Source organism: Streptomyces sp. NPDC050161 (genome assembly GCF_044460025.1).
Taxonomy (GTDB): Bacteria; Actinomycetota; Actinomycetes; order Streptomycetales; family Streptomycetaceae; genus Streptomyces.
Window position 1 is genome coordinate 157,784 of the sequence record NZ_JBITJM010000013.1, and the last position, 15,371, is coordinate 173,154.

General features: G+C 72.6%; 12 protein-coding genes and 1 riboswitch. Of the genes, 6 read left to right on the plus strand and 6 right to left on the minus strand.

Going from position 1 to position 15,371, the window contains the following annotated elements; translation table 11 throughout:
- Nucleotides 1–139 precede the first annotated feature (139 nt).
- The gene (locus ACIBK8_RS22155; RefSeq protein ID WP_399043503.1) at nucleotides 140–1,198 is read left to right on the plus strand and encodes an aldo/keto reductase; all 1,059 of its coding nucleotides are present in this window, start codon (nucleotides 140–142) and stop codon (nucleotides 1,196–1,198) included.
- A gap of 105 nt (nucleotides 1,199–1,303) precedes the next feature.
- Here ACIBK8_RS22155 and ACIBK8_RS22160 read toward each other — a convergent pair whose 3' ends face one another.
- Nucleotides 1,304–1,642: a hypothetical protein gene (locus ACIBK8_RS22160; protein ID WP_399043504.1), complete on the minus strand. Its 339-nt coding sequence runs from the start codon at nucleotides 1,640–1,642 to the stop codon at nucleotides 1,304–1,306.
- 215 nt (nucleotides 1,643–1,857) lie between these two features.
- Here ACIBK8_RS22160 and ACIBK8_RS22165 point away from each other — a divergent pair, with 215 nt between their 5' ends.
- The gene (locus tag ACIBK8_RS22165) at nucleotides 1,858–2,724 is read left to right on the plus strand and encodes a hypothetical protein (RefSeq protein ID WP_399043505.1); all 867 of its coding nucleotides are present in this window, start codon (nucleotides 1,858–1,860) and stop codon (nucleotides 2,722–2,724) included.
- Nucleotides 2,725–2,748: 24 nt separating this feature from the next.
- Here the strand turns inward: ACIBK8_RS22165 and ACIBK8_RS22170 are convergent, their stop codons facing one another.
- From ACIBK8_RS22170 to cobN, 4 genes are all read right to left on the minus strand, one after another.
- Entirely contained in the window at nucleotides 2,749–3,840 is a 1,092-nt protein-coding gene (locus ACIBK8_RS22170; RefSeq protein ID WP_399043506.1) for a methyltransferase domain-containing protein, read from the minus strand.
- A 283-nt stretch (nucleotides 3,841–4,123) separates the two neighbouring features.
- On the minus strand, nucleotides 4,124–4,972 hold the full coding sequence (locus ACIBK8_RS22175; protein WP_399043507.1) for a helix-turn-helix domain-containing protein: 849 nt from the start codon (nucleotides 4,970–4,972) through the stop codon (nucleotides 4,124–4,126).
- A 15-nt stretch (nucleotides 4,973–4,987) separates the two neighbouring features.
- Complete coding sequence (locus tag ACIBK8_RS22180) at nucleotides 4,988–5,512, minus strand: DUF6879 family protein (protein WP_399043508.1); 525 nt, start codon at nucleotides 5,510–5,512, stop codon at nucleotides 4,988–4,990.
- Between the two features lie 377 nt (nucleotides 5,513–5,889).
- A complete protein-coding gene (gene cobN, locus ACIBK8_RS22185; RefSeq protein ID WP_399043509.1) occupies nucleotides 5,890–9,528 on the minus strand; it encodes a cobaltochelatase subunit CobN in 3,639 nt (1,212 codons plus the stop codon).
- A gap of 37 nt (nucleotides 9,529–9,565) precedes the next feature.
- Nucleotides 9,566–9,701, minus strand: a riboswitch (cobalamin riboswitch).
- Between the two features lie 124 nt (nucleotides 9,702–9,825).
- On the opposite strand from cobN, the gene cobG reads away from it, so the two are divergent.
- The 4 genes from cobG (at nucleotide 9,826) to ACIBK8_RS22205 (ending at nucleotide 14,557) form a co-directional block, all read left to right on the plus strand.
- Nucleotides 9,826–11,229, plus strand: coding sequence for a precorrin-3B synthase (cobG, locus tag ACIBK8_RS22190; RefSeq protein ID WP_399043510.1), 1,404 nt, complete (start codon nucleotides 9,826–9,828; stop codon nucleotides 11,227–11,229).
- A 58-nt stretch (nucleotides 11,230–11,287) separates the two neighbouring features.
- Nucleotides 11,288–11,914, plus strand: a complete 627-nt coding sequence (locus ACIBK8_RS22195) for a precorrin-8X methylmutase (protein WP_399043511.1) — start codon at nucleotides 11,288–11,290, stop codon at nucleotides 11,912–11,914.
- Nucleotides 11,915–11,916: 2 nt separating this feature from the next.
- Nucleotides 11,917–13,512: a precorrin-2 C(20)-methyltransferase gene (locus ACIBK8_RS22200; RefSeq protein WP_399043512.1), complete on the plus strand. Its 1,596-nt coding sequence runs from the start codon at nucleotides 11,917–11,919 to the stop codon at nucleotides 13,510–13,512.
- A gap of 226 nt (nucleotides 13,513–13,738) precedes the next feature.
- The gene (locus ACIBK8_RS22205; protein ID WP_399043513.1) at nucleotides 13,739–14,557 is read left to right on the plus strand and encodes a hypothetical protein; all 819 of its coding nucleotides are present in this window, start codon (nucleotides 13,739–13,741) and stop codon (nucleotides 14,555–14,557) included.
- 20 nt (nucleotides 14,558–14,577) lie between these two features.
- On the opposite strand, the gene ACIBK8_RS22210 is transcribed toward ACIBK8_RS22205, so the two are convergent.
- The gene (locus ACIBK8_RS22210) at nucleotides 14,578–15,345 is read right to left on the minus strand and encodes a cobalt-precorrin-6A reductase (protein ID WP_399043557.1); all 768 of its coding nucleotides are present in this window, start codon (nucleotides 15,343–15,345) and stop codon (nucleotides 14,578–14,580) included.
- Nucleotides 15,346–15,371 lie beyond the last annotated feature (26 nt).

Below are 15,371 nucleotides of genomic sequence, written 5' to 3' on the forward strand. Positions count from 1 at the left end.
GGAAATCCCGGAAATGCCGCGCCAACTACCCTCCCGCTCCCGCCCCTTGCCTTGGAGCCCACTCCAACACCTAGCCTCACTCCCGAATCACGGCGGGCCCGTCACGGCGCACCGCCGCCCCCCCATCGAAAGGGACACCGTGCGGTACACGCTGTTCGGCAGGACCGGCCTGCGGGTGAGTGAACTCAGCCTGGGCACCATGACGTTCGGCGACCCCGAGGGCTGGGGCATCGACAAGGAGACCAGCGCCCGCCTCGTGGACGCGTACGCGGACGCGGGCGGCAACTTCATCGACACGGCCAACAACTACACCGGCGGCAACGCCGAGACCATCGTCGGCGAGCTGCTCGAAGGCCGGCGGGACACCTTCGTGCTCGCCACGAAGTACACCTGCGCGAACCGTAAGGGCGACCCCAACGCGGCGGGCAGCCACCGCAAGAACCTCGTCCAGTCCCTGGAGGCCAGCCTGCGGCGGCTGCGCACCGACCACGTCGACATCCTCTGGGTGCACGCACGGGACCACTTCACCCCGGTCGACGAGGTGATGCGGGCGCTGGACGACGTCGTACGCGCGGGCAAGGCGCTCTACATCGGGGTGTCCGACTGGCCTGCCTGGGAGATCGCCCAGGCGAACACCCTCGCCGACCTCCGCGGCTGGACGTCCTTCGCCGGCTCGCAGCTGCGCTACAGCCTCCTGGAGCGCACACCGGAGCGCGAACTGCTCCCGCAGGCCCGCGCGTTCGAACAGGCGGTACTCGCCTGGGCGCCGCTGGCGGAGGGCAGGCTGACGGGCAAGTACCGGCGCGGCGAGAGCGGCCGGCTGACCGGGGACGACCAGGGAAACCGGCCGGACGCCACCGAGGACGTGACCCTCACCGCCGTCCTGGACATCGCCGAACAGGGCGGCTGGAGCCCCGCCCAGGTGGCCCTGGCCTGGCTGCGCTCCCGCCCCGGCACCGTCATCCCCCTCATCGGCGCCACCAAGGAAGCCCAGCTCGCCGACAACCTCGGCAGCGTCGACGTGACCCTCGACGCGGACACCCTCGCCCGCCTCGACGCGGCGAGCGAGATCTCCCTCGGCTTCCCGCACGCCTTCCTGCGCGAGCCCCGCGTCACGGAGAACGTCTACGGCGACCGCTGGCCCGACATCGAGGACCGGCGCGCGACGTACCGGCGGACGACACGGGGGATCGAGTAGCCGCCCCCTGACCGGCCGCAGCACCGCCGGGGCACCGTGCCGCGAGGGCCGCCGCCCCGGTGGTCGATCGGGGCGGCGGCCCTCCTGCGCAGGCGTGCCGGTGTGTCAGTGGCAGCGCTTTGCCTTGGCGTAATAGACGTCCGCCTTCTTGTCGTAGGCCCGCGACTTCTTCTTGTAGGCGATGGCCTTCTTCTTGTGGCCGACCCCCATCTCGTGCCTCGCCTTGGCCGCGTACTTGTCGGACTTGAGCTGATACTGATCCGCCTTGTGCTTCAGGACGAGCGGGTTGCACTTGGCGGCCTTCCCGGCAAGTTCCGAAGCGGGCGCGGTGACGGCAGTGGGCCGCTGCGCCGCGGACGCCGACGATGCACCGAGGGCGACCGGCCCCGTCACCGCCACTGCGACAACGGCCACGGACGCGAAAGCACGGCTGAAGCTCCGCATGGGTCAAGTCCTCCATTCGTGAGGCGTGGAACGCGGCAGGACACCGCGCGCCCCCGCGGCCATCGGTGGCCTGCACGGCCCTGACGGCGCGGGACTTCGAAGGACGTTAGGTTCCGTGCCCGGCCGGTACATGTGCGGAGGTGCCCAACCCGCGTGAGCACGCGGGCTCTTGACGAGCCACAGCATGTCGACCCACTCGACATAACGTCGCCGGCGTGACTGAAGCGAAGGAAGCAGCACGCATCGCCGCCCTGTCCGAGCTCATCGCCTGGGCCGAGCGCCGGGAACGGCTCAGCGAGGACCGCGCCGACGCCGTGGCCGCCGCCTGGCGCACCGGCACCCGCAACGTCGCCGAACTGGCCCGCCTCGCCCGTGTCACCCGCGACACCGTCTACGCCGATCTGGCCGCCCGAGCCATCAGCCTCGGCTCGCGCGGGCAGGAGATCTCAGGCCCCCCGAAGGCCGGCGGAATTCCCCTCCGCGGCGAATCGGTACGCACCGTCGCCAGGATCGCCGACGCCGTCGCCCGGCCCGCCTTCACCCATGACCCCGACGATCCGCTCGTGCGCGTGACACTCGCCGCGTCACGCGCCCTGGAGACCGTGGCCGACGTCCTGGAACCGCCGTCGGACCAGGGGCCTGGCTGGACACCCCGGGAGACGCTGCCCGGCCTGGCGGACGAAGGGGAGAAGCTGGCGCACCACAGCCACCGGGCCCTGGCCGCCAACGCCGAACCCGCCGAACTGACGGCAAGCACCGACAGCCGCCGGCAAGCCGTCCTGCACACCGGCCGGCACGCGGTGGCCGACGGAGCGAGCGTCACTCTCACCCTGCCGACGGGCGAGACCATCACCCTCCAGGTAGGACGCGACGAGACCGGCTGGACCCACCTGACGAGCGACAGCCCCCTCGTAACCGACGGCGCCGACAGCCTCGACCACCTGGAGGCCCAAGCGGCCCTGCAGACCTTGGCCCGCATCGCCACCCGCCACCTCACGGAGTCCGCCCTCACCAAGCACCGCAAGAACGCACCACCCGGCAGCCACCTGCGCACCCGCACCATCCCGGGCAACGAGGACTGACACCACCGGACTACGGTCGCCCGATCACCCCCGCGGGTCGTCCAGCCACACCCGCTGCCCGTCCCCGTCCACCGACAGGCCGAACCGGGACCGCTCCGGCTTCCCGAGTTCGTGCCACCGCAGAAACTGCTCTCGCACCTCGTCCCAGAGAGTGCGGGGCCCGTACTGCTCCACCTCGTACGGCTCCCTGTCGGGGACGTATTCCACGGTCGCCCATGACCGCCCGTCATCGGAGAAGAACCACAGCGTCGCTTCGCCGCTGCCGTCGTCCGCCTCCCACCAGCGATACCAGGCGTCGGTGACCCGCAGGCCGGTGAAGAAGGCCGGGGCGTCCTGGATGACGTTCTGCGGCGGGATGTCCGTCGTGCTCGTCTCGCCCCGCTCCCCCTGGTAGAGATCGGCGATGCGGCCGGACCTGGCCCGCCGGGTGCGGTCCCACATGAAGGCCGGATAGCCGGAGAACCTGCCCTGAGCTTCGCCGCCCTCGACATCCAGCGTGGCGTAGGAACCGCTGAAGAAGCTGCTGCCCCATGGGGTGACGATCCGCCCCTCGGGACATTGCTCCAGCCAGGACCGTGGCACGTAGCGCATGGTGCAGGTACAGATGATGCGGTCGTACGGCGCTTCCCCCGGGTAACCGTCGTGTGCCTTGCCGAGGGCAGCGGTCGGGCGGAAGCCGGCACGCTTCAGGTTCGCCACTGCGGTGGACAGGACCGCTGCGTCGAGTTCCACGCTGGTCACCCTGTCTTCGCCCAGCCGATGGCACAGCCAGGCGGCGTTGTATCCCGTGCCGGTGCCGATCTCCAGCACCCGGTGCCCTTCCCGTACGTCGAGCAGACCGAGCATTTCCAGCATGATCGACGGCATGGAGGACGACGAGGTGGAGAGCCTGAACTCCCCTTCGGGTGTCGGCCTCCCGTCGTTGACCTGCGTGACGAGAGGAGCGTCCGCGTAGACCGCCCGCAGCCAGCCCTCGGGGTCGGTGGAAAAAACGTGCCCCGCACACACCTCCGGGATGAACAGGGCGCGGTCCACCGAGGCCACCGCCTCCTGCCAGTCAGGCAGCAACGCCCCCTTGCTCCGCAGCACCTCGATGAGCCACTGGTGCGTCGTCATCGGCCTCACTTCTTCGGAGGCTCGTAGGGCTTGGTCGGTCCCGGCGGCCTGTCGCGGTGACCGTCACTGTCGGATGTATCGGGCCTGCCGGAGTGGTCTCCACCCTTCTTGCCCATGGGTGCCTCACTTCCTGTCGATCACGGCTGTGGAGTGGCGGATCGAAGCCGCGCGCGGGACAACTTCTCCCGCACCTTTCGAGGTGCTCCGTCCACCGCCTTTGACGCAAACGACGTTAGGCAGGCGGGAGTTGACGGTCCACGATGTTGCGCGTGGTTGCACGGATTCACCCGAGCGAGTCGATCGCCCTCGTGATGCACACACGTGCTTCGGGACCGCGAACAGCAATCTTCGACAGTTCTCCGAAGGCTTTCAGGTACGTACGGATTTCGCCGGGGGCAGTGAGGTTGATCTCCGCCGTCAGCGTCTCCACGGCCACTTGAAAGTCATCGAAGGCGTAGAACGCTTCCAGGGGCCAGACCGTGCGACGGGCGCCGAACGGGATCACGCCGAGTGCAACATTCGGCTGTGCCATCACTGACAGCAGGTAGCCGAGTTGTCCCGCCAAAGCCGCGTCATCACTAACGCGGTAGTAGAGAACCGCTTCCTCCAGCAGCAAGGCAAAGCGGTGGTTGCCCTGCCGTACTACGCGAGAGCGGTCCAGGCGAGCCTGCACGGCGTCCGAGACGTCGTCCGGGGTGTCCTGGAAATCTGTGATGGACCGCAATAGGCCCGTGGCGTACTCAGCCGTCTGAAGCATCCCCGGTACAAGGTTGGAGGCGTAGACGCGGAAGTGGCGGGTCCGTTGGTAGAGGGGCACCGTCCGTTCATGGACGCGGCGCATCCCGTCACGGTGGATCTGCCGCCATTCCACGTACATGGATTCAGCATTGCGCGACGCAGCGATCAGATCTGCGATCTGGTCGTCAGCTCCGCAGGCCAGGCACCAAGCGCGGATGTCTGCGTCTGAGGGTGGGGTCTTGCCCCGGGCGATCCGCGAGGACTTCGACTTGTGCCAACTGCACCGGGCGGCCAGTTCATGTCCCGTGAGCCCGGCGTCCTTCATGATGCCGTGCAACCGGGCCGCCACCGCGGTGCGTGCCGCTTGGGCGCTGGAGAATGGGGACGAGGGCATGAACCGGCCGCTGTGTCAGACGCTGTACTTCTCGTGCGGGGTTCCGCGCTCCCACACCGCCTCGAACGCTGACGCACAGAGCTGGGCGACCGCAGGGTCATCGGACTGGTCGGTGCGCACCCACCGACTGTTCCCGTCAAAGATATTGAATTGGACCAGCCGGCCGTCGAACAGCCAGAAGTCGTTACCCGGCAGGGCCAGGTCTGATGCGTGATGCCGAGGCAGCCATCGAATCTGTTCACCCGCCGCAACGTTCGTGAAGGTTCCCGAGTGCTCAAAGCGGATGTAGTCGCTCACCGGCTCCGAAACGATCCGAGCGCGGCGCAGCACCACACCCTTGCTCGTGACTTCCTGTACAAGGTCAAGCCATGGCCGCCACCACGACTCGCGGTTGTCAGGGTCAAGGCGGTGCCCCTGCCTCCACTCCGCGAACCCTTTGACCTCGTTCTCCACGCCGTAAGCGTCCCGCATCTCCAGATGGACGGCTGACCGCTCAGCCACGCGGAGAAGGTCGGCAAAGCTAGTCAAGCTCTGCGACATCAAGCGCCTCCCTGAGAAGCGGGATCATCCGCTTCGGTACCCGGATCACTGCTTCGTGGCCCGGGACCGCAACATCCAACGAGCATTCGCTCGTGGTCCCCTCGTCCGCCTTCCACCCTTGGAAGAGGAGATCCTTTGTGTCCTCATCGACCCACACGGCCGGAGGGCCGTGATCCCCGGACTCTGGATCTTTACCGACGAACCGCAGTGCCATGACAACCTCCGCCGTCGAGCGCGTTGCGTCTGGTTGCACAACCCTCACTCTCCGGAGCAGCCCGGGTCAAGCGGGCTGCTCCGGGGACATCCCGGCGGTCTGGAGGCTTTGCGGTACCCGGCAGCGCCCCACTACGTCCACGTGGCCACGGACGCGAGCCCTCTCAGCCCTCCCCCTCCAGGTCCCCCTCCGTCTCCAGGAATGCCTCGCGGAGGGCGGCCAGGGTCTGGGCGTCCGGCTTTTCCCACATGCCGCGGGATTCGGCTTCGAGGAGGCGTTCGGCGATGCCGTGGAGGGCCCAGGGGTTGGCTTCCTGGAGGAAGGTGCGGTTTTCCGGGTCCAGGACGTAGGTCTGGGCGAGCTTGTCGTACATCCAGTCGGCGACCACGCCCGTGGTGGCGTCGTAGCCGAAGAGGTAGTCGACGGTGGCGGCGAGTTCGAAGGCGCCCTTGTAGCCGTGGCGGCGCATCGCCTCGATCCAGCGGGGGTTGACGACGCGGGCGCGGAAGACCCGGGAGGTCTCCTCGACGAGGGAGCGGGTGCGGACCGTCTCGGGGCGGGTGGAGTCGCCGATGTACGCCTCGGGGGCCTTGCCCTTGAGTGCCTTGACGGTGGCGACCATGCCGCCGTGGTACTGGAAGTAGTCGTCGGAGTCGGCGATGTCGTGTTCGCGGGTGTCGGTGTTCTTGGCGGCGACGGCGATCCGCTTGTAGGCCGTTTCCATCTCGTCGCGGGCCGGGCGGCCTTCGAGACCGCGGCCGTAGGCGTAGCCGCCCCAGACGGTGTAGACCTCGGCGAGGTCGGCGTCGGTGCGCCAGTCGCGGGAGTCGATGAGCTGGAGGAGGCCCGCGCCGTATGTGCCGGGGCGGGAGCCGAAGATGCGGGTGGTGGCGCGGCGTTCGTCGCCGTGGGCGGCGAGGTCGGCCTGGGCGTGGGCGCGGATGTAGTTCTCCGACGCCGGCTCGTCCAGCCCGGCCGCGAGCCGTACGGCGTCGTCCAGGAGGCCGATGACGTGCGGGAACGCGTCGCGGAAGAAGCCGGAGATGCGGAGCGTGACGTCGATGCGGGGGCGGCCGAGCTCGGCGGCGGGGATGGCCTCCAGGCCGGTGACGCGGCGGGATGCGTCGTCCCAGACCGGGCGGACACCCAGCAGGGCGAGCGCCTCGGCCACGTCGTCGCCCGAGGTGCGCATGGCGCTGGTGCCCCAGAGGGAGAGGCCGACGGAGGTGGGCCAGTCGCCGTTGTCGGAGCGGTAGCGCTCCAGGAGGGAGTCGGCCAGCGCCTGGCCGGTCTCCCAGGCGAGGCGGGACGGGACGGCCTTCGGGTCGACGGAGTAGAAGTTACGACCGGTCGGGAGGACGTTGACCAGGCCGCGGAGGGGGGAGCCCGACGGGCCCGCGGGGACGAAGCCGCCGTTGAGCGCATGGACGGCGTGGGCGATCTCGTCGGTGGTGCCGGCCAGGCGGGGGACGACCTCCTGGGCCGCGAAGGCGAGGATGGCGGTGACCGGTTCCCGCTGGGCGGGCGGGAGTTCGGCACTCACGCGCTCCGCAGCGGCCGGATCCCAGGCGGCGTCCTCCATCGCCTGGACGAGGGCGCGGGCGCGCTCCTCGGTGTCATCGGCGGCGGTGCGGGTCGCCGCGGACTCGTCGAGGCCGAGTGCCTCGCGCAGGCCGGGGAGGGCGGAGGTGCCGCCCCAGATCTGGCGGGCGCGGAGGATGGCGAGGACGAGGTTGACGCGGGCCGCGCCGGTGGGGGCGCCGCCCAGGACGTGCAGGCCGTCGCGGATCTGGGCGTCCTTGACCTCACACAGCCAGCCGTCGACGTGCAGCAGGAAGTCGTCGAAGCCGTCGTCGTCCGGGCGGGCTTCGAGGCCGAGGTCGTGGTCGAGCTTGGCGGCCTGGATGAGGGTCCAGATCTGCGCGCGGATGGCGGGCAGCTTGGCCGGGTCCATGGCGGAGATCGCGGCGTACTCGTCGAGGAGCTGTTCCAGGCGGGCGATGTCGCCGTACGACTCCGCGCGGGCCATCGGCGGGACGAGGTGGTCGACGAGGGTGGCGTGGACCCGGCGCTTGGCCTGGGTGCCCTCGCCGGGGTCGTTGACCAGGAAGGGGTAGATGAGGGGGAGGTCGCCGAGTGCGGCATCCGGGCCGCAGGCGGCGGACAGGCCGGCGTTCTTGCCGGGCAGCCACTCCAGGTTGCCGTGCTTGCCGAGGTGGACCATGGCGTCGGCGCCGAAGCCGCCGTCGTCGGCGGACGCGGCGATCCAGCGGTAGGCCGCCAGGTAGTGGTGCGAGGGCGGCAGATCGGGGTCGTGGTAGATCGCGATCGGGTTCTCGCCGAAGCCGCGCGGCGGCTGGATGAGGACGAGGAGATTGCCGCGGCGCAGGGCGGCGAGGACGATGTCGCCCTCGGGGTCGCGCCCCGGCTCGCCGACGTGGCTGCGGTCCAGGAACATCTCGCCGGGCGGCGGGCCCCAGTGCTGCTCGACGGAGTCGCGCAGCTCCTGCGGGAGCGTGGCGTACCAGCGCTTGTAGTCGGCGGCCGGGATGCGGACGGGGTTGCGGGCCAGCTGCTCCTCGGTGAGCCATTCCTGGTCGTGGCCGCCGGCCTCGATCAGGGCGTAGATCAGCTCGTCGCCGTCGCCCGACGCCAGTCCCGGTACCTCTTCGGTGCCGAAGTCGTAGCCCTCGTCGCGCAGTCGGCGCAGCAGGGCCACGGCCGATGCGGGGGTGTCGAGGCCGACGGCGTTGCCGATGCGGGAGTGCTTGGTGGGGTACGCGGACAGGACCAGCGCGAGGCGCTTGTCGGCGGCCGGGATGTGGCGCAGGCGGGCGTGCCGGACCGCGATGCCGGCGACCCGGGCGGCGCGCTCGGGGTCGGCGGCGTAGGTCGGCAGGCCGTCCTCGTCGATCTCCTTGAAGGAGAACGGGACGGTGATCAGGCGGCCGTCGAACTCCGGGACCGCGATCTGGGTGGCGGCGTCGAGCGGGGACAGGCCCTCGTCGTTCTCCTCCCAGGCGGCGCGGGTGCCGGTCAGGCACAGGGCCTGGAGGATCGGGACGTCCAGTCCTGCCAGCGCGCCCGCGTCCCAGGACTCGTCGTCGCCGCCCGCGGACGCCTCGGCGGGCTTGGTGCCGCCGGCGGCCAGGACGGTGGTGACGATGGCGTCGGCCGGGCGCAGCGCGTCGATCAGCTCGGGCTCGGGCGCCCGCAGCGAGGCGACGAAGAGCGGCAGCGGACGCCCGCCTGCCTGCTCGATCTGCGCGCACAGGGCGTCGACGAAGCCGGTGTTGCCGCTCATGTGGTGGGCGCGGTAGTAGAGCACCGCGACCAGCGGGCCTGCGACGTCCGTACGGGCGTCGGGGCGCTCCAGCTCTCCCCAGGACGGGGCGGGCTCCGGCGGCTCGAAGCCGTGGCCGGTCAGCAGGACCGTGTCGGACAGGAAGCGGGCGAGCTGGCCGAGGTTGGCGGGGCCGCCGTGCGCGAGGTAGGCGTGCGCCTCGGCCGCGATGCCGACCGGGACCGTGGACGCCTCCATCAGCTGCGCGTCGGGGGCCTGTTCGCCGGTGAGGACGACGACCGGGCGGTGCTGGCCTGCGGCGAGCAGCACCTCCAGGCCCTCTTCCCAGGCGCGGATGCCGCCCAGGAGACGCACGACGACGAGGTCGGTGCCCTCCAGCAGCGCGGGCAGCTCACCGACGTCGAGCCGGGCGGGGTTGGCGAGCCGGAACGGCACGGGACCGGTGGCAGCGCGAGCGCTGAGCAGGTCGGTGTCGGATGTCGACAGCAGCAGAAGCATGCGAGCGCAGGGCCTTCCTCGGGGTGTCCGCGCCCCGGGTGGGTCGTAGAGACGGCGGGAGTTCCTGGCTCGCCCGGAGGGTGTCCGGGTTCACAGTGGCGGGACCGCGCCGGATTCTCACCGGGCTTCCTCCCTGGCGCCGTCGCTGGCGTCCGGTGGGCCAGCTGACCCACCGACCTGCATAGTAAGGGCTGCGCCCGACGCGCGGGAGGCCGCATCCGCACCGGCCGTCCGCCCCCTCCCCCGGCGGCCCGGCTCACGACCTGGCCCGCACCCGACGTCGGTATGCTCGCCGCCATGCCGCCCTCCCCCTCCCTCCGGCCCCACCGGGCCACGACGCCGCCGCGCGACCGCGGTGACGCCTGCCCGGGAGCGCTGCGGCTGCACCCGGCGGCGGACGGGGCGCTGGCCCGAGTCCGGGTACCGGCCGGGGAGTTGATGGCCCGTCAGGCGGCGGCCCTCGCGGACGCGGCCGAGCGGCTCGGGGACGGCCGGATCTCCCTCACCTCGCGCGGCAACGCCGAACTGCGCGGCCTGTCCGACGGCTGCGGCCAGGAGCTGGCCGCGCTGCTGTCGGACGCCGGGCTGCTGCCCTCCGCCCGCCACGAACGCGTCCGCAACATCCTCGCCTCACCGCTCGCGGGCCTCGACCGCCGCACCCCCGCTGACGTGCGGCGCTGGGCCGGGGAGCTGGACGGGCTGCTGTGCGCGAGCGACGTCGCGCCGCAGCTGTCGGGCCGTTTCCTCTTCGTCCTGGACGACGGCAGGGGCGATGTGGCGGCGCTCGGCGGCGATGTGACCTTGGTCGCAGAAGCCACCGGGCCGGACGGGACGACCGGCGGCGCCCTCCTCTTCCTGGGCGCCCCCGACGACTTCCCGGACACCGCCGACGGCTCCCCCGCCGCCCTGCGGATCGCAGGACCCGACGTGCCGCGGGCCGCGCTCGCCGCCGCCGAGCACTTCCTGGCGGCGGCGGAAGGCACCGGCGCCTGGCGGGTCCGCGACCTGCCGGCCGACCGGCTGCCGACCGTCCGCGAGACCGGCGAGCGGCTGCGGGCGGCCGGCGTCGCCGCCGCGTACGTGCCGCCGGGCGACGTACCCGCGTACCGCGAGGCACCGTCGTACGGGGAGGCCGCCGCGCCCGGCATCGTCGAAGGGCCCGGCGGCTCGGCGCTCAGCGTGCCGGCGCCGCTGGGCCGGCTGACCTGCGCCCAGTGGCGGCTGCTGACCGACGTGGCGGCCACCGACGGCGACGGCACGCTGCGCCTGACCCCCTGGCGCGGGGTGATCGTCCCCGGCCTCGCGCCCGCCACCGCCGCGCGGCGGCTCCCGGAACTTGCCGCCGCCGGACTGATCACCGACCCCGCCTCCCCCTGGCACCGGATCGGCGCCTGCACCGGCCGCCCCGGCTGCGCCAAGTCCCTGACGGACGTACGGGCGGACGCCGCGGCAGCCGTCGCGGCCGGTGCCACCGGGGCCGATGGGCCGCTGCCCGTCCAGTGGTCCGGCTGCGCGCGCCGCTGCGGCCACCCGCACGGCACCTGGATCGACGTCCTGGCCACCGGCGACGGCTACCGGGTGTCCGTCGTACGGCCCGGGGCACCACCGGCGCCGGTCGCATCCGGCGCCACCGCGCGGCAGGCGGCCGACGCCGTCGCCACCGCCAGGGCCGCGGCCTCCCAGCCTCCGTCGCGCCACTGACCGCGCCCACCCGCCGTTTGCCACCCACCCACCACCGACCCACCACACCGAGGGCACCGTGTTCGACTACGAGAAGGACGGGGCGGCGATCTACCGCCAGTCCTTTGCCACCATCCGCGCCGAGGCGGACCTCGCGGGGCTGCCCGCCGACGTCAGCCGGGTCGCGGTCCGCATGATCCACGCCTGCGGCATGGTCGACCTCGTACGCGACCTCGCCTACACACCCGGCGTGGTGGCGAGCGCACGCGAGGCGCTGCACGCCGGAGCACCGATCCTGTGCGACGCCAACATGGTCGCCAGCGGCATCACCCGCAAGCGGCTGCCGGCCGGCAACGAGGTGCTGTGCACTCTCGCCGACCCGTCGGTGCCCGCGCTCGCCGCCGATCTGGGCACCACCCGCAGCGCCGCGGCGATGGAGCTGTGGCGGGAGAAGCTGGACGGCGCGGTGGTCGCCATCGGGAACGCGCCCACCGCGCTGTTCCGCCTGCTGGAAATGATCGAGGAGGGCGCACCGCGCCCGGCGGCGGTCGTCGGCATCCCCGTCGGCTTCATCGGCGCGGCCGAGTCCAAGGACGCGCTCGCCGCCCACCCGTCGAAGCTGGACCACATCGTGGTGCGCGGGCGGCGCGGCGGCAGCGCCATGACCGCAGCCGCGATCAACGCCATGGCGAGCGAGGAAGAGTAAGCGTGAGCGAGCAGCAGCCCGATGGGCAGTCCGACGGCGGCGTGCGCGGGGAGCGGCCCGCGGGCCGCCTGTACGGCGTGGGGCTCGGCCCTGGCGACCCGTCCCTGATGACCGTGCGGGCCGTGCAGGTCATCGCCGATGCGGACGTGGTGGCGTACCACAGCGCCCGGCACGGCCGGTCCATCGCACGGTCCATAGCGGCCGAGCACCTGCGCGCCGACCACATCGAAGAGGCGCTGGTCTACCCGGTCACCACGGAGTCGACCGATCACCCCGGCGGCTACCGGGGCGCGCTGGACGCGTTCTACGAGGAGTCAGCGGCGCGGCTCGCCGTGCACCTCGACGCGGGCCGCACGGTCGCCGTCATCTCCGAGGGCGACCCGCTCTTCTACGGCTCGTACCAGCACATGCACAAGCGGCTCGCGCACCGCTATCCGACCGAGGTCATCCCCGGCGTGACGTCCGTCAGCGCGGCGGCGGCCCGGCTCGGCACGCCGCTCGCCGAGGCCGACGAGGTCCTGACGATCCTGCCCGGCACCCTCCCGGAGGAGGAGCTGACGGCCCGCCTCGCCGCCACCGACGCGGCCGTGGTCATGAAGCTGGGCCGCACCTTCCCCGCCGTGCGCGGGGCGATGGAGCGCTCCGGCCGGCTGCCGGAGGCCAGGTACGTCGAGCGCGCCACCATGGCGGGCGAGCGCACCGGCCCGCTGGCGGACGTCGACGCGGACTCCGTCCCGTACTTCGCGGTCGCGGTGGTCCCCAGCCGGATCGCCGCCCAGGCCGTTCCGGAGGCGACGACGCCCGGCACGGGCACCGAAGCCGATACGGGTACGGAGACGGATACGTCCACGGGCGAGGTCGTGGTCGTCGGCACCGGGCCCGCCGGGCCGCTGTGGCTGACGCCCGAGTCGCGGGGCGCGCTGGCCGCGGCCGACGACCTGGTCGGCTACACCACCTATCTGGACCGGGTGCCGGTCCGTCCCGGCCAGCTGCGGCACGGTTCGGACAACAAGGTGGAGTCCGAACGCGCCGAACTCGCCCTCGATCTGGCCCGCCGCGGCCGTCGGGTGGCGGTCGTATCGGGCGGCGATCCCGGGGTCTTCGCGATGGCCACGGCGGTGCTCGAAGTCGCCGCGCAGGAGCCCTACCGCTCGGTCCGGGTCCGCGTGCTGCCCGGCGTCACCGCCGCCAACGCCGCGGCGGCCAAGGCGGGCGCACCGCTCGGCCACGACTACGCGGTGGTCTCGCTGTCCGACCGCCTCAAGCCGTGGGAGGTCATCGCCGAACGCCTGCGGGCTGCGGCCTCGGCCGATCTGGTGCTGGCCCTGTACAACCCCGGTTCGCGCAGCCGCACCTGGCAGGTCGGCAAGACCCGCGAACTCCTGCTGGAGCACCGCGCCCCTGACACCCCGGTCGTACTCGGCCGGGACGTCGGGGGCCCCGAGGAGTCCGTACGGATCGTGCGGCTCGCCGACCTGGATCCCGGCCAGGTCGACATGCGCACGATCCTGCTGATCGGCTCGTCCCAGACCCGGGCGGTACGGCGCGGCGACGGCACCGAGATCGTGTGGACGCCGCGGCGGTATCCGGAGGGGTGAGCCCGGTGCGTCGGTGGCCCGGCGCCAGTTCTCCAAATTGACCGAACTGTCGGCTGTTGTGCACGCACGGGTGGCACATTGTTGCTGTGCAGGCTCCCCGTGGAGGCGGATCCACCGCGTCCGCCCCCACGGAAGCCACGCACGCACCACGTGCATCGGCGGGGTGTGCCCTTGCCATCACGGCTCGAAACAGATGAAGTCGGAGAACCATGACCAGGTCTCACTCATGAGCCTTCGCGCAAGGCGACGCCGCACCCCGGCCACTCCCTGCCCGTCCTGTGGCGGCACCGACCTCCTCTGGGAGGACGAGGGCGTCTACGGCGGCGGCGAACTGCTGTGGTGGTGCGCCGACTGCCTGCACCAGTGGCATGCCGGCGACGACCCGCCTCCGGTGCCCTCCCAGCGGGTCCTGCCACCACCTCAAGGGGCGGGCGCGGGACCGGGGTTGCCGGGTCCTGGGCCGGAGGCGATGCCGCCGGGCCCGGCGCCGGTGCCGGTGCCGGTGCCGGTGCCCGAGGCCCGAACTCCCGCCCCGGAGCAGCGACTTCCGGACCCGTACGTTCCGGAGCCGGGCCCTTCGGACGTGTACGTGCCGGAGGCGTATGCGCCGGAGGCGTACGTGCCGGAGCCGGGCCCCCCGCTGCCGCCTCCCGCCCGGAGCACATCGGCCCCGATGCCTCCGCTGGCGCCCGTGCCGCTGACCGCGCCCGTGCCGCCGCCCCCGCCCGCGCCGGATGCCGGGCCGCAGCCTCAGTCGCAGCCCGCGCCCGCCCCGCACCCGGCGCCTTCGCCCGCCCCGCACCCGGCACCGTCCGCCTCCGCCCCTCCGGCGCCGACCGGGCAGCCCGCCACCGTCGCCGAGCGGACCATGTACGCGGCAGGTCTGGTGCCGCTCATCGCCTGCCCCGGCGCCTACGAGCCGTGGCCGTGCCGCTGCACGCACTGCGGCAACGAGGTCACCCCCACCTACCGTCAGGTCCGTGACGAGGGCCTGGGCTGCGCCTGCCGCGGCCCGCGCCGCCGTCGTCCGCCCCGTAAGCGCTGAGCCGCGGAGAGGTGCGGCGGTCAGGACAGCTGCCGCCGCACCCACCGGGCCGCTTCGGCCGGCCCGGCCACCGTCGGCACGCCGTCCGGCGCCGGGGGCCGGGTGACGAGGACGACCGGGATTCCGGCCTCGCGGGCCGCGGCGAGCTTGGGTGCGGTGGCCGCGGCGCCGCTGTCCTTGGTGACGAGGACGTCGATGCGGTGGTCGGCGATGAGCGCGCGTTCGCCGTCGAGGGTGAAGGGGCCGCGGTCGAGCAGGGTGCGCATCCGGGGCGGGTGCGGGGCCTCGGGTGCGTCGACGGAGCGTACGAGGAACCAGAGGTCCGCGAGGTGCGCGAAGTGCGCGAGGCCCATGCGTCCCGTGGTGAGGAAGATGCGGCTGCCGAGGGCGGGCAGCGCGGCGGCGGCCTCGTCGAGCGAGGCCACCGGGTGCCAGTTGTCACCAGGTCCCGGCACCCAGCCGGGCCGCCGCAGGGACAGCAGGGGAACATGGGCGGTGGCGGCGGCCTGCGCCGCGTGCAGACTGATCGTGTTGGCGAAAGGATGGGTGGCGTCGATGAGCACGTCCACCGCGTGCTCGCGCAGCCAGCGGGCAAGGCCGTCGGGGCCGCCGAACCCTCCGATGCGGACCTCGCCCACGGGCAGCCGCGGGGTGCCGACCCGCCCGGCGAGCGAGGACGTGACCTGCACATCCGGGGCGGTCGCGGCCAGCTCGGCGGCCAGCTCACGCGCCTCCGTGGTGCCGCCGAGCACCAGTACGTGGCGGCCGGGCCGCGGAACGGCAGGCACCGCGCGGTCAGCGGTCACGTCATCCG